General features: G+C 71.7%; 8 protein-coding genes. 4 read left to right on the top strand and 4 right to left on the bottom strand.

Features of this window, described 5'->3' with window-relative positions; genetic code table 11:
- Positions 1-125: 125 nt before the first annotated feature.
- On the bottom strand, positions 126-1421 hold the full coding sequence (locus tag ACH34T_RS06695; RefSeq protein ID WP_395991090.1) for an APC family permease: 1296 nt from the start codon (positions 1419-1421) through the stop codon (positions 126-128).
- Positions 1422-1492: 71 nt separating this feature from the next.
- Between ACH34T_RS06695 and ACH34T_RS06690 the strand changes: the two genes are divergently transcribed.
- Positions 1493-2488, top strand: a complete 996-nt coding sequence (locus ACH34T_RS06690) for a GlxA family transcriptional regulator (protein WP_395991089.1) — start codon at positions 1493-1495, stop codon at positions 2486-2488.
- Between the two features lie 145 nt (positions 2489-2633).
- Here ACH34T_RS06690 and ACH34T_RS06685 read toward each other — a convergent pair whose 3' ends face one another.
- Positions 2634-3608, bottom strand: coding sequence for a LysR family transcriptional regulator (locus tag ACH34T_RS06685; RefSeq protein ID WP_395991088.1), 975 nt, complete (start codon positions 3606-3608; stop codon positions 2634-2636).
- A 267-nt stretch (positions 3609-3875) separates the two neighbouring features.
- On the opposite strand from ACH34T_RS06685, the gene ACH34T_RS06680 reads away from it, so the two are divergent.
- Together ACH34T_RS06680 and ACH34T_RS06675 are read left to right on the top strand one after the other, a co-directional pair.
- Positions 3876-7571, top strand: coding sequence for a M28 family peptidase (locus ACH34T_RS06680; protein ID WP_395991087.1), 3696 nt, complete (start codon positions 3876-3878; stop codon positions 7569-7571).
- A gap of 191 nt (positions 7572-7762) precedes the next feature.
- Entirely contained in the window at positions 7763-9067 is a 1305-nt protein-coding gene (locus tag ACH34T_RS06675) for a trypsin-like serine peptidase (RefSeq protein WP_395991086.1), read from the top strand.
- Positions 9068-9234: 167 nt separating this feature from the next.
- Here ACH34T_RS06675 and ACH34T_RS06670 read toward each other — a convergent pair whose 3' ends face one another.
- A complete protein-coding gene (locus ACH34T_RS06670; RefSeq protein WP_395991085.1) occupies positions 9235-11949 on the bottom strand; it encodes an ATP-binding protein in 2715 nt (904 codons plus the stop codon).
- 183 nt (positions 11950-12132) lie between these two features.
- On the opposite strand from ACH34T_RS06670, the gene ACH34T_RS06665 reads away from it, so the two are divergent.
- A complete protein-coding gene (locus ACH34T_RS06665) occupies positions 12133-13767 on the top strand; it encodes a GMC family oxidoreductase (protein ID WP_395991084.1) in 1635 nt (544 codons plus the stop codon).
- An 18-nt stretch (positions 13768-13785) separates the two neighbouring features.
- Here ACH34T_RS06665 and ACH34T_RS06660 read toward each other — a convergent pair whose 3' ends face one another.
- Positions 13786-14901, bottom strand: coding sequence for a CapA family protein (locus ACH34T_RS06660; RefSeq protein ID WP_395991083.1), 1116 nt, complete (start codon positions 14899-14901; stop codon positions 13786-13788).
- Between the last annotated feature and the right edge of the window lie 80 nt (positions 14902-14981).

The following is a 14981-nucleotide window of genomic DNA, read 5'->3' as shown; positions in this document are numbered from 1 at the left end:
GATCAGAGCCGCACCAGCATCGACCCCGGAGAAGATGACCGTTCGACCACCACCTGACACGAAGATCAACGACAGATGGCACGACAGGTCGCGGCACCCACGGTCAGGCCCACTGAAGGCATGTCTCAGGAGCGGGTGAGTTGCTTTCCGGTGTGCTTTGGCGGGGGTGGTGAGGGGCGGCGGGATTTCAGGTGTCGGTAGGTGAGGGCGGCGGCGGTTATCGCGGCGGGCCAGATCAGGTAGCGGCCCGTCATCAGGAGGAGGGCCGCCACTGCGGTCAGGGCCGCGAAGGCGGAGGCGCGGGCGAGGGTGCGGCGCGGGAGTAGGCGGATGGCGGACGCTACGCCGATCGCGTAGACGGTTACGAAAGAGCCGGTCGTCAGGAGTACCAGGGGTTCGGGGCCTAGGCCGGTCAGGGCGACTGTCGCAAGGGCCGCGAATGAGGTTGCGGAGGCGGTGGCCAGACTTCGGCGGGGGACCTGGCCCGCGACGCTGCCGCGCGCCAGCCAGGACGGCAGTGCGCCGTCGCGGCCCAGGGCGGCGCCCAGTTTGGCCACGCCCGCGTAGTAGGCGTTCATCGTGCCCAGGGTCAGGAGGACGGCGGCCGCGGCGGCGGGCCAGCGGGCGTTGCCGCCCAGGCCGCGGGCCATCAGTTCGCCGAGCGGGGCGTCCGCCGTGGAGGCCGCGGGGCCGAGGACGGTGATGATCGCGAAGGCGACCAGGAGGTACAGGACGCCGACGACGCAGACCGCGGCGGCGGTGGCGCGCGGGAGGTCGCGGTCGGGACGGCGGAACTCGGCGGCCAGATGGGTGATCGCCTCCCAGCCCGCGAAGCTCCACACCAGCAGGGCCGCGGCGGATCCGATGGCCGTCCAGCCGTGGGGGGCGAACGGGGTCAGGTTGTCCCATCGGGCGTCGGGGAGGGACAGGGCGACCGAGACGAGGAGGAGGGTGACGAGGAGGGCGGCCAGGATCAGCTGGAGCCGTCCTGAAACGCGGAGGCCCGCCATGTTGGTGGCCGTGACCACCGCTATCAGCGCGGCGGCCGTGGCGAAGGCGGTCGTGGCGCCGCCGCCGGTCGCGGCCGCGACGTAGGCGCCGCCGAAGAGGGCCGCCGCGGGGGCGCCCGGCGGGATCGCGAAGTAGAAGCACCAGCCGACCACCGCCGCGGCGCGGTCGCCGAAGGCCAGGCGTGCGTAGGTGGACACTCCGCCCGCGTCGGGATAGCGGGCGCCCAGGGCGGCGAACGTCGCCGCCAGGGGGGCCGACATGACGACCAGGGCCAGCCAGGCGAGCAGGGACGCCGGGCCCGCGGCCTCGGCCGCCAGGGCGGGGAGGGCGATCACGCCCGTGCCCAGGACCGCGCCGACGTACATCGCGGTGCCCTGTCCGAAGGTGAGGTGCCCGCTGGAGTTCGTCACGGCATTCAGCGTCGAGGGTGGCGGAGGCGATCACTAGCGGCAGAAAAGACGGTGTCCGTAGAATTCCTGCCATGAGCGGACATGTCGTCGGGCTGGCGGTGACGCCCGGCACCCCGGTGTTCGAGCTGGCCATCCCGTGCGAGGTCTTCGGCACGGACCGCAGCGACATCGTGGACCCCTGGTACGAGCTACGGCTGTGCGCGGCCGCGCCCGGTCCGCTGCCGTCCAGTGCAGGGGTGAGTCTGCACGCGTCGCATGGGTACGGCGATCTGCTCGACGCGGACACCGTGATCGTGGCCGGGCTGGCCCGTCACGTGCAGCTCGCTCCGCCGTCCGAGCTGATCGAGGTTCTGCGGGAGGCGGCGGGGCGCGGCAAGCGGATCGTGTCGCTGTGCACGGGCGCCTATGCGCTGGCGGCCGCGGGACTGCTGGACGGACGCCGCGCCACGACGCACTGGATGAACGCCGGTGACTTCGCCCATCGGTTCCCCGAGGTCGAGCTCGATCCGGCTCCGCTCTACATCGACGACGGCGACATCGTCACGACGGCGGGGTCGGGCGCGGCGATCGACGCCTGCCTGCATCTGGTGCGCGGCGACCACGGCGCGGCCGTGGCCAACGAGATCGCGCGCCGGATGGTCGTGCCGCCGCACCGGGAGGGCGGGCAGGCCCAGTACACCAAGCCCGTCGTCGTCGCCGAGAAGAACGACGATCTGGCGCCGGTGCTGGAATGGGCGCGCGAGCGGTTGCATCAGGCGATCTCGGTTCCGGAGCTGGCGAGGGTCGCGCATTTGAGTGAGCGGACGTTCGCCCGCCGTTTTCGCGACACGGTGGGCATCACTCCGCTGCAGTGGCTGCTCCAGCAGCGCGTCAGGCTGGCACAGGAATTGCTTGAGACCACCGACAGCCCGATCGAGGAGATCGCCCGTAACACCGGTTTCGGGAACGGCGTCAATCTGCGTTATCACTTCGGACGGGTCGCCGGTGTTTCGCCGCAGTCGTACCGGCACGTGTTCCGGTTCCGGGCGGCCCGACGGCCGGTGCCTAGCGGACGGGCGCTGCCCTGAGGTGGCGCGGCCCCGGGCGAGGGAGCGGTCGAAACGCCAGTCGTCCGCCCGCCCCCGGGACGCCTAGGCCCGGGCGCGGGACGTCCAGCCGCCGACGCCCCGCCACCCGGCTGACGCCCCGGGCCGCGCTATGCCGCGCGGGTGGTCAGGTGGTGGGGATGTCGAGGGTGCGGGGGCGCGCGTCGGGGTGGTCGGCGAGCCAGCCCAGCGTGGCCGTGTTGCGCTGGACGATCGGCTTGTACAGCTCGTGGAACGTCCGGTGCAGGATGTCGATCTCGCTGGTCGGCATGGTGGCGGTGCGCCAGCGCAGCACCCGGTAGGCGTCGGTGGCGCGGCCGGCGAGCGCGACGACGGTGATCCCGTCGCCCGGCACCCAGGTCGGCGACGCGAGCGTGATGGCGAACCCGGCGGCGACGAACCCGACCATGCTGTTGAAGTCGACGCCCGCGTACCGGAACCGGGGCGTGAACCCGGCGGCCTCGCAGGCGGCGCGGAGCATGGCGGTGCCGCCGTCGTCGCCGCCCTGCGGCGGTATCCACGTCTCGCCCGCGAGGTCGGTCAGGCTGACCCGGCCGCGGCTCGCGAGCGGATGCGCGGACGCGAGCGCGATCCCGCACGGCTCGATCGTGATGACGCGCTCGGTGGTCCCGGGCGGGCACGGCGGCGCGTGGTGGTCGGCGACCCGTCCCATGAACACGACGTCGACCTGGTCGTTGGCGAGGAGCTGGGTGAGGACGGCGCCGGAGTAGTCGAGGCTGGTGCTGACGGTGCGGTGCGGCAGCTCGGTCTCCAGCCTGCGCAGCCACTCGCCCAGCAGGATGTGGGGGTGCGTGCCGAGCCGGATGCCGGTGCGGGTGCCGCTGCCGGGTACGGTGGCGAGCAGGTCGTCCACGTCGGCCAGCACGCCGCGGGCGCGGGCCAGGACGTGGCGTCCCAGCGGGGTGGGCGTGATGCCCTGCGCGCCGCGCACGAACAGCGGCCCCCCGAACGCCTTCTCGATCCGGCGCAGCTGGTTGCTGAGCGTCGGCTGGGAGACGCCCAGGCTCGCCGCGGCACGCGTGATGCTGCCCGTCTCGGCGAGCTGGCAGAGCACCCGTAAGTGCCGCAGTTCCACCTGCATAGCCGTGAAGCTATGCCCAAGTGGAAGGGCCCGCAAGGGTTCCGCAGATGTCACCCTCATTTTCGCAAGGCACGACAAACCGTCCACCAGCTCCTAGCGCCCCGCCCCCCTGAATCTCCTGCCCCCTGCCCGATCGCCTTCTGCCCCAATCTGAGCGCCCGGCGCATGGTGCAGGCGTGCCCCCGCTGGCGGTGGACGGCACCGCCGTGCCTGCGGCCGCCCGTCCCCCCGCGGTGCGGTCTCACCCCTCAGTGGAGGCATGCGGAAGTGAAACGCAAACACCTCTTGGCGACCCTTGTGGCCGCCACTCTCGGGATCGGCGGCCTGGTGCCGCTGGCCCTGAGAGCGACCCCCAGCGCGGAAGGATCGACCCCCGATCCGAAGACCGCGGCCGTCGTCTCGGCGGAACGACTGATCGCCGGACGCGTCGCCGAACTGCACCCGAGCAAGGGCGACAAGTACGTCCGGACGCAGGTCGTCGGCACCCCGTGGAACCTGACCTACGTCGCCTACGAGCGCACCTACCGCGACCTTCCCGTCGTGGGCGGCGACTTCGTGGTCGCGACGGACGGCAAGGGCCACGTGCGCAACCTGTCGGTGGCGCAGAAGAACGCGATCGGTATCGGCGTCGCGCCGAAGGTCGGCGCGGACACGGCCGCGCGGAAGTCGCGCGGCGCGCTGACCAAGCCGGACGGCACCACGCTCAAGCCGCGCCTGGTCGTGCACGCTCTGGCGAAGCCGAGGCTCGCGTGGGAGACCACGGTGTCCGGCCGCGACGGCAAGCACCCGAGCCAGAAGAAGGTCTACGTCGACGCCCTGACCGGCAAGCGGTTCGACGAGAAGGAACTCGTCGTCGCGGGCACCGGCACGGGCATCTGGGGCGGGCCGAACCTCCAGTTCGGAACGACCCAGTCCGGCGGCCAGTACACGATGCGGGACCCGGAGCGTCCCGGCGTCACCTGCGCCGACTACAGCAGCAAGGCGATCTTCTCCGGTCCTGACGACGTGTGGGGCAGCACGTCCAAGACCAGCAAGGAAGCCGGCTGCGTCGACGTCATGTACGCCGCGAAGGGCCAGTGGGACCTGCTGAAGTCGTTCGGCCGCACCGGCCTGAACACCAACGGCCAGTGGGCTCCCGCGTACGTCGGCCTCGCCGCCGTCAACGCCTACTGGACGAACGGCCAGGCCCAGTTCGGCTACAACAACCAGAACCAGTGGATCACCGCGACGGACGTCGTGGCCCACGAGTTCGGCCACGGCCTGGACAACTACACGCCCGGCGGGATCTCCGGCGGCGGTACGCAGGAGTTCGTCGGCGACGTCTGGGGAGCGGCCACCGAGGCGTTCCTCAACAACCCCGAGGACGTCCCCGACTACACGGTCGGCGAGGAGATCAACCTCGTCGGCAACGGCCCGATCCGCAACATGTACGAGCCGTCCCGGGTCAACAACGACCCGAACTGCTACTCCAGCTCCGTTCCCGGCATGGAGGTGCACAAGGCGGCAGGGCCCGGCAACCACTGGTTCTACCTGCTCGCCGAGGGCAACAACCCGGGCGGCGGCAAGCCGACCAGCCCGACCTGCAACGGCAGCAGCATGACCGGCATCGGCATCATGAACGCGGCGAAGATCTTCTACAACGCGATGATGCTGAAGACGTCGTCGACCAGCTACCCCCGCTACCGGGTGCTGACGCTTCAGGCGGCGAAGAACCTCGACGCGTCCTGCGGCTGGTACAACAAGGTCAAGGCCGCGTGGGACGCCGTCACGATGCCCGCGCAGTCGGGTGAGCCGACCTGCCAGCCGACCGGCAACGACTTCTCGATGTCGGTCTCGCCCAACGCGGGCACGGTGAAGCAGGGCGCGTCGGTGCAGGCGACGGTCGCGACGACCGTCACCGGCGGCTCCTCGGAGGCGGTCGACCTGACCGCGTCCGTGTCGCCCGCCAACAGCGGCCTGAACGCGAGCTTCAACCCGGCTCGGGTCCAGTCCGGCAACACCGCGACGCTGACGGTCACGGCGAGCGACACGGCGCAGACCGGGCCGTTCACCGTCACCGTGACCGGCAAGAGCGCGTCGAAGACCCAGACCGCCACCTACTCCGTCAACGTGGAGCGAAGCGGCGGCCCGGGGACGACCGACCCGCCGGACATCAACGTCGAGAACGTCAAGGCGCACCTGCAGCAGTTCCAGAACTTCGCCACGCAGAACGGCGGCAACCGCTACGCGGCGGGCGGCGGCTACACCGCCTCCGTGTCCTACGTGGAGCAGAAGCTGCAGGCGGCCGGGTTCACCGTGACCCGGCAGGCGTGCACCTCCGGGTGCACGGCGGGCGCGGGACCCAACCTGATCGCCGAGTGGCCGGGCGGTGACGCGAACAGCGTCTACATGTTCGGCGCGCATCTCGACGGCGTCCGGGGCGGTCCCGGCATCAACGACAACGGCACCGGCTCCGCCGCGCTGCTGGAGACGGCGCTCACGCTGGCGCAGAAGAAGCCCACCATGCTCAACAAGGTCCGCTTCGGCTGGTGGACGGACGAGGAGCAGGGCCTCAACGGCTCCGAGTTCTACGTCGGCCGCCTCGCCCAGACCGAGCGCTCGAAGATCAAGGGCTACTTCAACTTCGACATGGTCGGCAGCCCGAACGCCGGCTACTTCATCGACAACCTCAACTCGCAGCTGTCCGCCAACCTGAAGGGATACTTCGACTCCATCAGCCTCGCCCCGGACGAGATGGGCGAGTGCTGCAGCGACGACGGCCCGTTCCGCAACGCGGGCATCGCGACGTCGTTCCTGTCCACCGGGGCGTCGGCGACGAAGTCGTCCGCGCAGGCGCAGAAGTGGGGCGGTCAGGCCGGCGTGGCCTTCGACCGCTGCTACCACGCGTCCTGCGACAGCTACCCGAGCAACATCAACAACACCGCGCTCGACCGGAGCACGGACGCCATCGCATGGGCGCTGTGGAAGACGTCCGTGGGTCCGACGACCCCGTCGGACGACTTCTCCATGGCGGCCAATCCCCTCTCCGCAAGCGTCCAACCAGGACAGTCGGCCACGGCCACCATCAACACCACGGTGACCGAGGGCGCCGCCCAGTCGATCGATCTGACGGCAACGGTGTCGCCAGGCGGGCCGAGGGTCACCTTCAGTCCCGCCACCGTCCAGGCCGGCGCGACGTCCACGATGACCGTCGCCACTTCGTCGGACACCCCGGCGGGCGACTACGTCGTGACGGTGACCGGCACCGGGAAGTCCGCCACGCACACCGCGAGCTTCACCCTGCGGGTGCAAGGCGACGGGACCGACGACTTCTCGGTGTCGGTCGACCCGTCCAACGGAACGGTCGAGGCCGGCAAGTCGGCGCAGGCCACCGTCCGCACCGCCCTCACCCAGGGGACGGCGCAGCAGGTGGCGCTCTCTGCGGCGGTGTCGCAGGCCGGCGTGACGGCCACCATCAACCCAGGTGAGGTGAAGGCGGGCGGAACCGCGACCCTGACGCTGGCCACCACCGCTAGCACGCCCGAGGGCAGCTACACGGTGACGGTCACCGGCAAGGGCTCGGTCACCCGGACGGCGACCTACACCCTGGCGGTGACCAAGACGCCTCCGGACGACCGCACGTTCACCAGCGAGACCGACTACCCGATCCGCGACTACACCTGGACGGTCAGCCCGATCCAGGTCGCGATCGAGGGTCAGGCGGCGACGACGGTGAACCTGTCGATCGACGCGCAGCACACCTGCGCGGAGGACCTCGGGATCTGGCTGCGCTCGCCCGGCGGCCAGGACTACGTGGTCAAGCGGCAGGGCACCGGTCAATACCAGTGCACGCCCTGGAACGGCGCGCGGACCTTCCAGGTCCCGGGCGTCAGCTCGCAGGCGGCCGGCAACTGGCAGGTGTACATCTACGATTACGGGCCCCAGGACATCGGGACCCTTAACGGCTGGAGCATCACGCTTTAGTCGTCAAAGGTGAATATTTTTCATCCGCCCTTGTCGCACAGCGTCACTTGTGCAGATTCCTGAGGATGAAAAGTATTCAGTAGTGTCCGGTCCGGTCTTCTCCTCGGGATGGGGGTGGAGGCCGGGCCGGACATCCACATATTTCCCCCCATCCCGCCAAGCGCAGCTCGACCCCCAGAGGAGGTGCGCACATGTCCAGAAGGTCACGCATCCTGGCAACGGTTCTCCCGCTTGCCGTGACCCTCGTCCTGCCGGCCGCCACGGCGCAGGCCGTTCCCGCGCGGAACGGTGACGTCGCCAAGGCGGCACCGGCCCAACCCCGCCAAGAAGCCCAACCCCGCCAAGCCCGTCCTACGACCGAGCCCGCTCCCAAGCCCGACGTGGCCGGAGAGAAGAAGGCCGCGAACACCCAACTGCGGTACGCGGTTGGAAGCCGATCCACCCAGGTGACCGTCCGCGAGGCCGGTTCCAGCTACGTCAAGGTGCATTTCGCGTCCGTGCGGCTGCTCCCCGGCGACCGGATCACGGTCGCCTCGCCGTCCGGCCGCGAGGTGCACACGTACTACGGCGACCCGTCCGTCCGGAAGCAGCGCGGCGACTCCCCCTTCACCGTCCACGGTGGGACGGGTTTCGCCGCTATGTCGATCGACGGGGACACCGCCGTCGTCACCCTGCACTCGTCCGCGAAGCACGGCGACGCCGCGGCGCTGACCCGGCAGGGGTTCGGCGCCCGGATCGACTCCTATTTCCGCGGCTTCACCAAGGCCGAGTACGCGGCGGCCAATCCTCGTCCGTTCAGCGTCTGCGGCGCTGAGGACCGCCGTGACACGACCTGCTACAAGACAAGCCATCCCACCGAATACGCCCGCTCCCGCGCGGTGGCCCGCCAGCTGCTGAACGGTCTCGGGCACTGCACGTCGTGGCGTGTCGGCGACACCAACACGATGCTCACCAACCAGCACTGCATGGAGAACGCGGCCGACCTGCGGGGCAGCGAGTTCCAGTTCGACTACGAATGCGCCACGTGCGGCGGCCGCGACCCGCGGGCGGGCACGAAGGTCAGCGGGGCCGAACTGCTCAAGCTGAGCCCGCTGAGCGCCCTGGACTACGCCCTGTTCTCGGTGAACAACTTCGAGAGCATCCAGCAGTTCGGGACGCTCTACCTGGAGACGCGTGAGCCGACCGCCGGTGAGCGCATCTACATTCCCGGCCACGGCGACGTGCTGCCGAAGCGGCTGTCGGTCGTCGAGGACGGCGGCGGCAACTGCGTGATCCGTACGGCGGCGTCCGGGGTGAACACCGGTTACATGTGCGACACGTCGGGCGGGAACTCCGGTTCGCCGGTCCTGGCCGGGTCGTCGCACAAGGTGATCGCGCTGCACCACCTCGGCGGCTGCCCCAACTGGGGAACCCGGATCAGCCTCGTCTACCGGGAGATCTCCGCTCTGATCGACAACGAGCCGGGAACACCGCGTTCCCAGGCCCTGCGCGGCTGATCGGCGCGGGGTGACGACCTCCCGCCCGGGGCACCCTCCTCCCGTGGGTCCCGGGCGGGAGTGCGGTCCGGCGGATCCCTTGGCGGGGAGGATCGCCGGACGCCCGCCGGTACCGCACCGGCCGTGACCTGGCCCACGCGCCGGTGCGGTACCGCGACGGGTCTCCGTCAGCGGGCCCGCAGCGCGGCCAGTTCCTTGCGGCCCTCGTCCGCGCGGCCCCGGATCAGGACCAGGGTGCAGGCCCGCTCGAAGCGCGCGTCGATGCGCTCCCACGCCTCGACGGCGGCGGACAGCTCGTCCTCGTCGCCGTGCAGGCGGCCCGCGGCGCGGGCCAGGCAGGCGGCGGCCCAGTCGTTCTCGTTCCCGGACGCGGTGGCGGCGGCGAGCCGTCCGGCCGCGTCGGGGAGACCGGCGGCGACGGCGAGTTCCGCTCCGGCGGCGCGGGCGTAGGCCCGGTACCAGTCCTGGGGTGGGAATTCGGCGAACGCGGCCTCGACCAGGCGCTCGTCGGCCCTTCCCGCGTGGACGGCGGTGCGGGCGTCCACGAACGCGGCGAACGAGGCCAGATACCGGGACCCGGCGCCGCCCGCGACCCGTTCCGCGCGGGCCCGCCACATCCGGAAGCGGTCGTCGTCGCCGCTGAGCCCGTACGCCAGCGCGACCGCCGCCACGGCCGGGGACACCCACGCGAGCGGGCTCCCGGCCTGCTCGCACACCTCCCACAGCGCGGGCGCGCGGCGGAGCGCGCCGCGGAGGTCGCCGGTCAGGACGAGCGCCGGGACCAGCGTGGACAGCGCGACCGGCGACCGGTCGCCGATCAGGTCGTCGGCCCCGGCGAGACGGGCCGTGGACAGCGCGGCGGGCAGGTCCCCGGCCGCGACGGCGCAGGACGCCCCCATGTGGAACACGTCGGTGATCTCCGGCGCCGGGTACGGGACGTCGCGCGGCATCGCGGCGAGCAGCCCGACCCGCTCGGCGGCGATCCGGTGCGCCTCCCCGAACCGTCCGGCGGCGAGCCCGGCCCCGGCGGACGCGTCCAGCGCCGCGGCGATCAGCACCGGATCGCCGGTCGCACGGGCGGCGGCGACCGCGTCGCCGATCAGCGAAGGCTCCGGGCTGACCTTCTCCTCGCGGGAGCCCCAGACCCGCGCGGCCGCGAGATGCGCGGCGACGAACGGGTCGGCGCTGTCGCCGGCCGCCGTCGCCGCCGCGTCGAGGAGCTCGCGGAGGCGGCCGTGCGGGATCTCCTTCTCGAACCCGGACGGGTGCCGTCCGGCGGTCGCGACGGCGAACGCCAGCGCGATCGCCTCCGCGTCGCCGTCCCCCGCCGCGCGGGCCCGCTCCGCCGAGGCGAGCAGCAGCTCGAAGGCCCGGCCCGTGTTGATCAGGGCGTGGGCGGCGTCGGACGCGTCCCGCAGATCGGCGGCGGCCTCGCCCGGGGTCGGCGCCCGGCGCGCCGCCTCCTCGTAGTGGCCGGGGACCTCGTGCAGGAACCTCCGGGCGTAGGTCAGATGGGCGAGCGACCGGGCCAGGCGGTGCGGCACGGCCGCGCGTCCGGGCGGTGCTCCGGCGAGCGCCGATCTCAGGTCGTCGGCGACGAGGTCGAAACCGTCGCGCCAGTCGTCGCGCTCGCCGTCGAGGCCGCGTTCCAGGTCGGCGGCGGTCGCGGCGGCCCAGCGCAGGTACCGGTCGCGGATCGCCGCCGCCTCCGGGCCGGTCTCCAGCTTCTCGGCGGCGAAGGCCCGGATCGTCTCCAGCAGCCGCCACCGGCCCTCCGCCGGACGCACGACCAGGCTCTTGTCGACGAGCCGTCCCAGCAGGTCGGCGCGGTGCGGGAGGTCGGGCGCGACGGCTCCGGCCGCGGCCAGGTCGAACCCGCCGACGAACACCGAGAGGCGGCGGAAGAGGGCCTGCTCGTCCTCGGTGAGCAGGTCGTGGCTCCAGCCGAGCACGGCCCGCAACGACCGGTGCCGCTCCACCGCCCCGCGCCCGCCGGTCAGTAGGAGCAGGACGTCGTCCAGCGCGGAGAGGAGGCCGGTGGCGCCCAGCGACGCGCCGCGCGCCGCCGCGAGTTCGATGGCGAGTGGCATCCCGTCCAGGCGGCGGCACAGCTCGCTGACGTCGGCCCGCGCGGCGGCGAAGCCGGGGTCGGACGCGGCGGCGCGGTCGAGGAAGAGGCCTTCGGCGTCGGAGCCGAGCGGCAGCGGCGGGATCGGCACGGTCCGTTCGCCGGGGATGCCGATCCGTTCGCGGCTGGTCGTCAGGACGGTCACGGTCCCGCACGCGGACAGCAGCCGTTCGAGGAAACCGGCGACGTCGTCCACGAGGTGCTCGCAGTTGTCCAGGACGAGCAGCGATCGGCCGCGTCCGAGGCGCTGCGCGACGGCGTCGTCCAGCGACTGCCCGGGCCGCTCCGTCACGCCGAGGGCGGACGCCACCGCCTGCGCGACGAACCCGTCCCGCACCGGGACGAGGTCGACGAACGCGCCGCCCAGCGGGAACGACGGCGCGGCCGCCTCGGCGACGACGGCCGCCAGGCGCGTCTTGCCGATCCCGCCCGCGCCCTGGAGGGTCACGAGCCGCGCGTCCCCGAGCAGGCCCACGGCCAGGTCCGTCTCGGCCTCGCGGCCGAAGAACGCCGTCCGGGCGGACGGCAGCCCACTCAGGTGGCCGGGCGGCGGGGTGCGGCGCTCCGCCTCGTCCGCGAGGGCCCACCGGTCGGCGACGCCGTACTTGCGCAGCAGCGACGAGATGTGGCTCTCGACCGTCCGGACGGAGATGTGCAGCCGCCCGGCGATCTGCGCGTTCGACAACCGCGCGCCGAGCGCCGCGAGGACTTCCGCCTCGCGCTTCGATACATCGACCGGCTGTCCGTGGGTCACGGCGACCAGTGTGACGGATTCCGCTCATCGGGACACGTGCTTGGCCGGGCGGACCGGCGGCCCCTACTATCGCCGCACCCATGTCAGGTCGCCCTCGCGGCGGCGCCGATCGGGCCAGGCGCGGGCCCCGCTGGCAGGTCGCCCGGCCATGCCCGGCCGCGCGCGTCCGCTGGGAGGAACTCCATGGACCGGACCGCCGACTACGTCGTCGTCGGGGCGGGCACCGCGGGCTGCGTGCTAGCGAGGCGCCTGGCCGAGTCGGGCGCGGACGTCGTCCTCGTCGAGGCGGGCGGCCCGGACCGGACGCCGCTCGTCCGCAAGCCCGGCCTGATCGCCGTCTTCCACAACGTCCCGCGGCTGAAGAAGCGGCTGGACTGGGGCTTCTACAGCACCCCGCAGAAGAGCGTCCTCGGCCGGACGATCCCGCAGACCAGGGGACGCGTGCTCGGCGGCTCCGGCTCGATCAACGGGATGCTGTTCGTGCGCGGCAACCGGAGGAACTACGACGGCTGGGCCGCGGACGGCTGCCCCGGCTGGGGCTTCGACGACGTCCTGGACAGCTTCAAGCGGATGGAGAGCTGGGAGGACGGCGCCACCGCCCTGCGCGGCGCGGGCGGCCCGATCCGGGTGACGCGGCAGCGGGACCTCACCCCGGCGTCGGAGGCGTTCATCGAGGCGCTGATCGAGACGGCGGGCGTGAAGCGGAACGACGACTACAACGGCGAGTCCCAGGAAGGCGCCGGGATCTTCCAGCAGAGCGTGGACGAGGGCCTGCGCTACAGCTCATCGGTCGGGTATCTCGACGATCACGGCCTGCCGAACCTGACGATCCTGACGGGCGCGACGGTGGAGCGCGTCGTCGTCCAGGACGGTCGGGCCACCGGGGTCGAGGTCGTCGCGGAGAAAGGCCGCGGCACGGCTCGGCGCGCCGTGGTAGGGCGCGGGACGATCCGCGCGTCCCGCGAGGTGATCCTCGCGGCGGGCACGTTCGGCTCGCCGCACCTGCTGCTGCTCTCGGGCGTGGGCCCGGCCGCCCACCTGCGCGAACACGGCATCGGCTTGCACGCCGATCTGCCCGTCGGGGACAACCTGCACGACCACATGTTCGTCCCGATGACCTACGTCATGGACACGGCCCGCCACCGGGGCACCGCGCCCTACTTCGCGTCCGGCGTCGTCAGGGAGTGGACGAGGGGCGGGACGTGGGTGGCGCGCAGCGTGTTCGAGGCGGTCGGGTTCGTCCGCACCGGGCGGGCTGACGGCGACGTCCCCGACCTGCAACTGCACGCCCTCCCATGGTCGTATCCGTTCCCGAACCAGGACGCGCCCGTACGGCACAAGGTCGACAAGCGCGCCGCCCTCACGATCATGCCGACCCTGATCTACCCGAAGAGCCGCGGGACGCTGCGGCTGGCGTCCGCCGACCCGTCCGACGCGCCCGTGATCGACCCCGGATACCTCACCGACCCGGACGACGCGCGGCTCCTGCTGGACGGCATCGACCTCGTCCGCGCGGTCATGGCCGACAAGATCATCGCCCGCGACGTCAAGGCGGAACTCTCCCCGGGCCCCGCCTTCCCTGACCGCGCCGCGCTGGCCGGGGAGCTGCCGAACCGCGCGACGACCGTCTACCACCCCGTCGGCACCTGCCGGATGGGCGCGGACGAGCGGGCCGTGGTCGACCCGGAGCTGCGGGTCCGCGGCGTCGAGGGCCTGCGGGTCGCGGACGCCTCGATCATGCCGTCCATCACGGGCGGGAACACCAACGCGCCGAGCATGATGATCGGCGAGCACGCCGCGAAACTGATCCTCGGCTAGTTCTGGGTGAGGCGAGGGCTAGTTCTGGGGTGAGGCGAGCGGGACGTTGTATCCGAGGCTTCGCACCACCTGGGTCGTGCGGGCCACGGTGGCCTGGTTCCCTGAATCGCTGCTCAGCGTACGGAGTCTGATGGTGCCGGGCGTGACGAGCGTGGGGACGAAGGAAGGCTGCGTCTTCCACTGGCCTTTGGAGTTCCGGGTGAAGGTGACCCGCGCGACGATTCCTTCGTGCGTGGCCTGAGTGTTGGCGGTCGGGTTGGCGACCACATTCCCCATGCCGTACACGACCCATTTTCCGTTGATCTGCTCGTAGGGCTGGACGACGTGCGCGTGGCAGCCGAGGATCAGGTCGACATTGGGCGAGCGCATCAGCGTCCTCGCAAGGCTGCGCTGCTCGGGTGTCGGCGGGTGCCGGTATTCCTCGCCCCAGTGCATGCTGAGGATCACGATTTCGGCGCCCGCCTGTTTGGCGCGGGCCGCGTCGGCGAGAATCCTGTCGGGGTTGAGAGTGTCGTTCACGATCCAGGGTTTTCCGGCGGGCTTCGGAATGCCGTTGGTGCCGTACGTGTAGGAGAGCTGGGCGACCTTGACGCCTTTCACGTTCAGGATGTTGATCCGCTCCGCCTCTTCCGCGGTGCGGGCCGTGCCCGTGTGCCGGATGCCGGCCTCGTCCAGGTCGTCAATGGTGCGGCGCACACCCGGTTCTCCCTGGTCGATGGAGTGGTTGGACGCGGTCGAGCAGGTGTCGTAGCCGAGCCCGCGGATCGTGTTCACGATCTGCGGCGGTGAGCTGAACGTCGGGTAGCCCTCGAAAGGCCCCGAAGGCGGGGCCAATGGCGTCTCGACATGGCAGATTCCCAGATCCGTCTTACTGATGACGGGCTTGAGCCGGGCGAGCATCGGACCGAAGTCGAACTCGTTCTGCCCGTTGGCGCGCGCGTCCGAGGCCGCCTGCTTGGTCACGACGTCGTGCATGAGGAAGTCCCCGGTCCCCGCCACGGTGAATCGGGTCGCTGGGCGTCCGCCCGGTTCGGTCGCCCCGCGCTGACCCGCGGGACGGTCGTCGTCGCCACTGCACCCCGGCAGCGCGGCGAGCCCGAGCGCGCCGAGCGCGCCGAGGAGCAGAACGCTCATAGCGCATCGGCGTCGAGCGTTCGCGGCCTTTGGAACGGACGCTGAAGTTCCCATGCATACGGGTCTTCAACATCTCAATT

Origin of the sequence: Actinomadura sp. 9N215, from assembly GCF_044326345.1 — a bacterium.
Taxonomy (GTDB): Bacteria; Actinomycetota; Actinomycetes; order Streptosporangiales; family Streptosporangiaceae; genus Spirillospora.
This window is presented reverse-complemented; position numbering and strand designations above follow the sequence as displayed.

Bases quoted from the DNA above. Each gene is read 5' to 3' on its own strand.
- ACH34T_RS06685 (WP_395991088.1), bottom strand. From the start codon at position 3,608: ATGCAGGTGGAACTGCGGCACTTACGGGTGCTCTGCCAGCTCGCCGAG.
- ACH34T_RS06665 (WP_395991084.1), top strand. From the start codon at position 12,133: ATGGACCGGACCGCCGACTACGTCGTCGTCGGGGCGGGCACCGCGGGC.
- ACH34T_RS06690 (WP_395991089.1), top strand. From the start codon at position 1,493: ATGAGCGGACATGTCGTCGGGCTGGCGGTGACGCCCGGCACCCCGGTG.
- ACH34T_RS06675 (WP_395991086.1), top strand. From the start codon at position 7,763: ATGTCCAGAAGGTCACGCATCCTGGCAACGGTTCTCCCGCTTGCCGTG.
- ACH34T_RS06660 (WP_395991083.1), bottom strand. From the start codon at position 14,901: ATGAGCGTTCTGCTCCTCGGCGCGCTCGGCGCGCTCGGGCTCGCCGCG.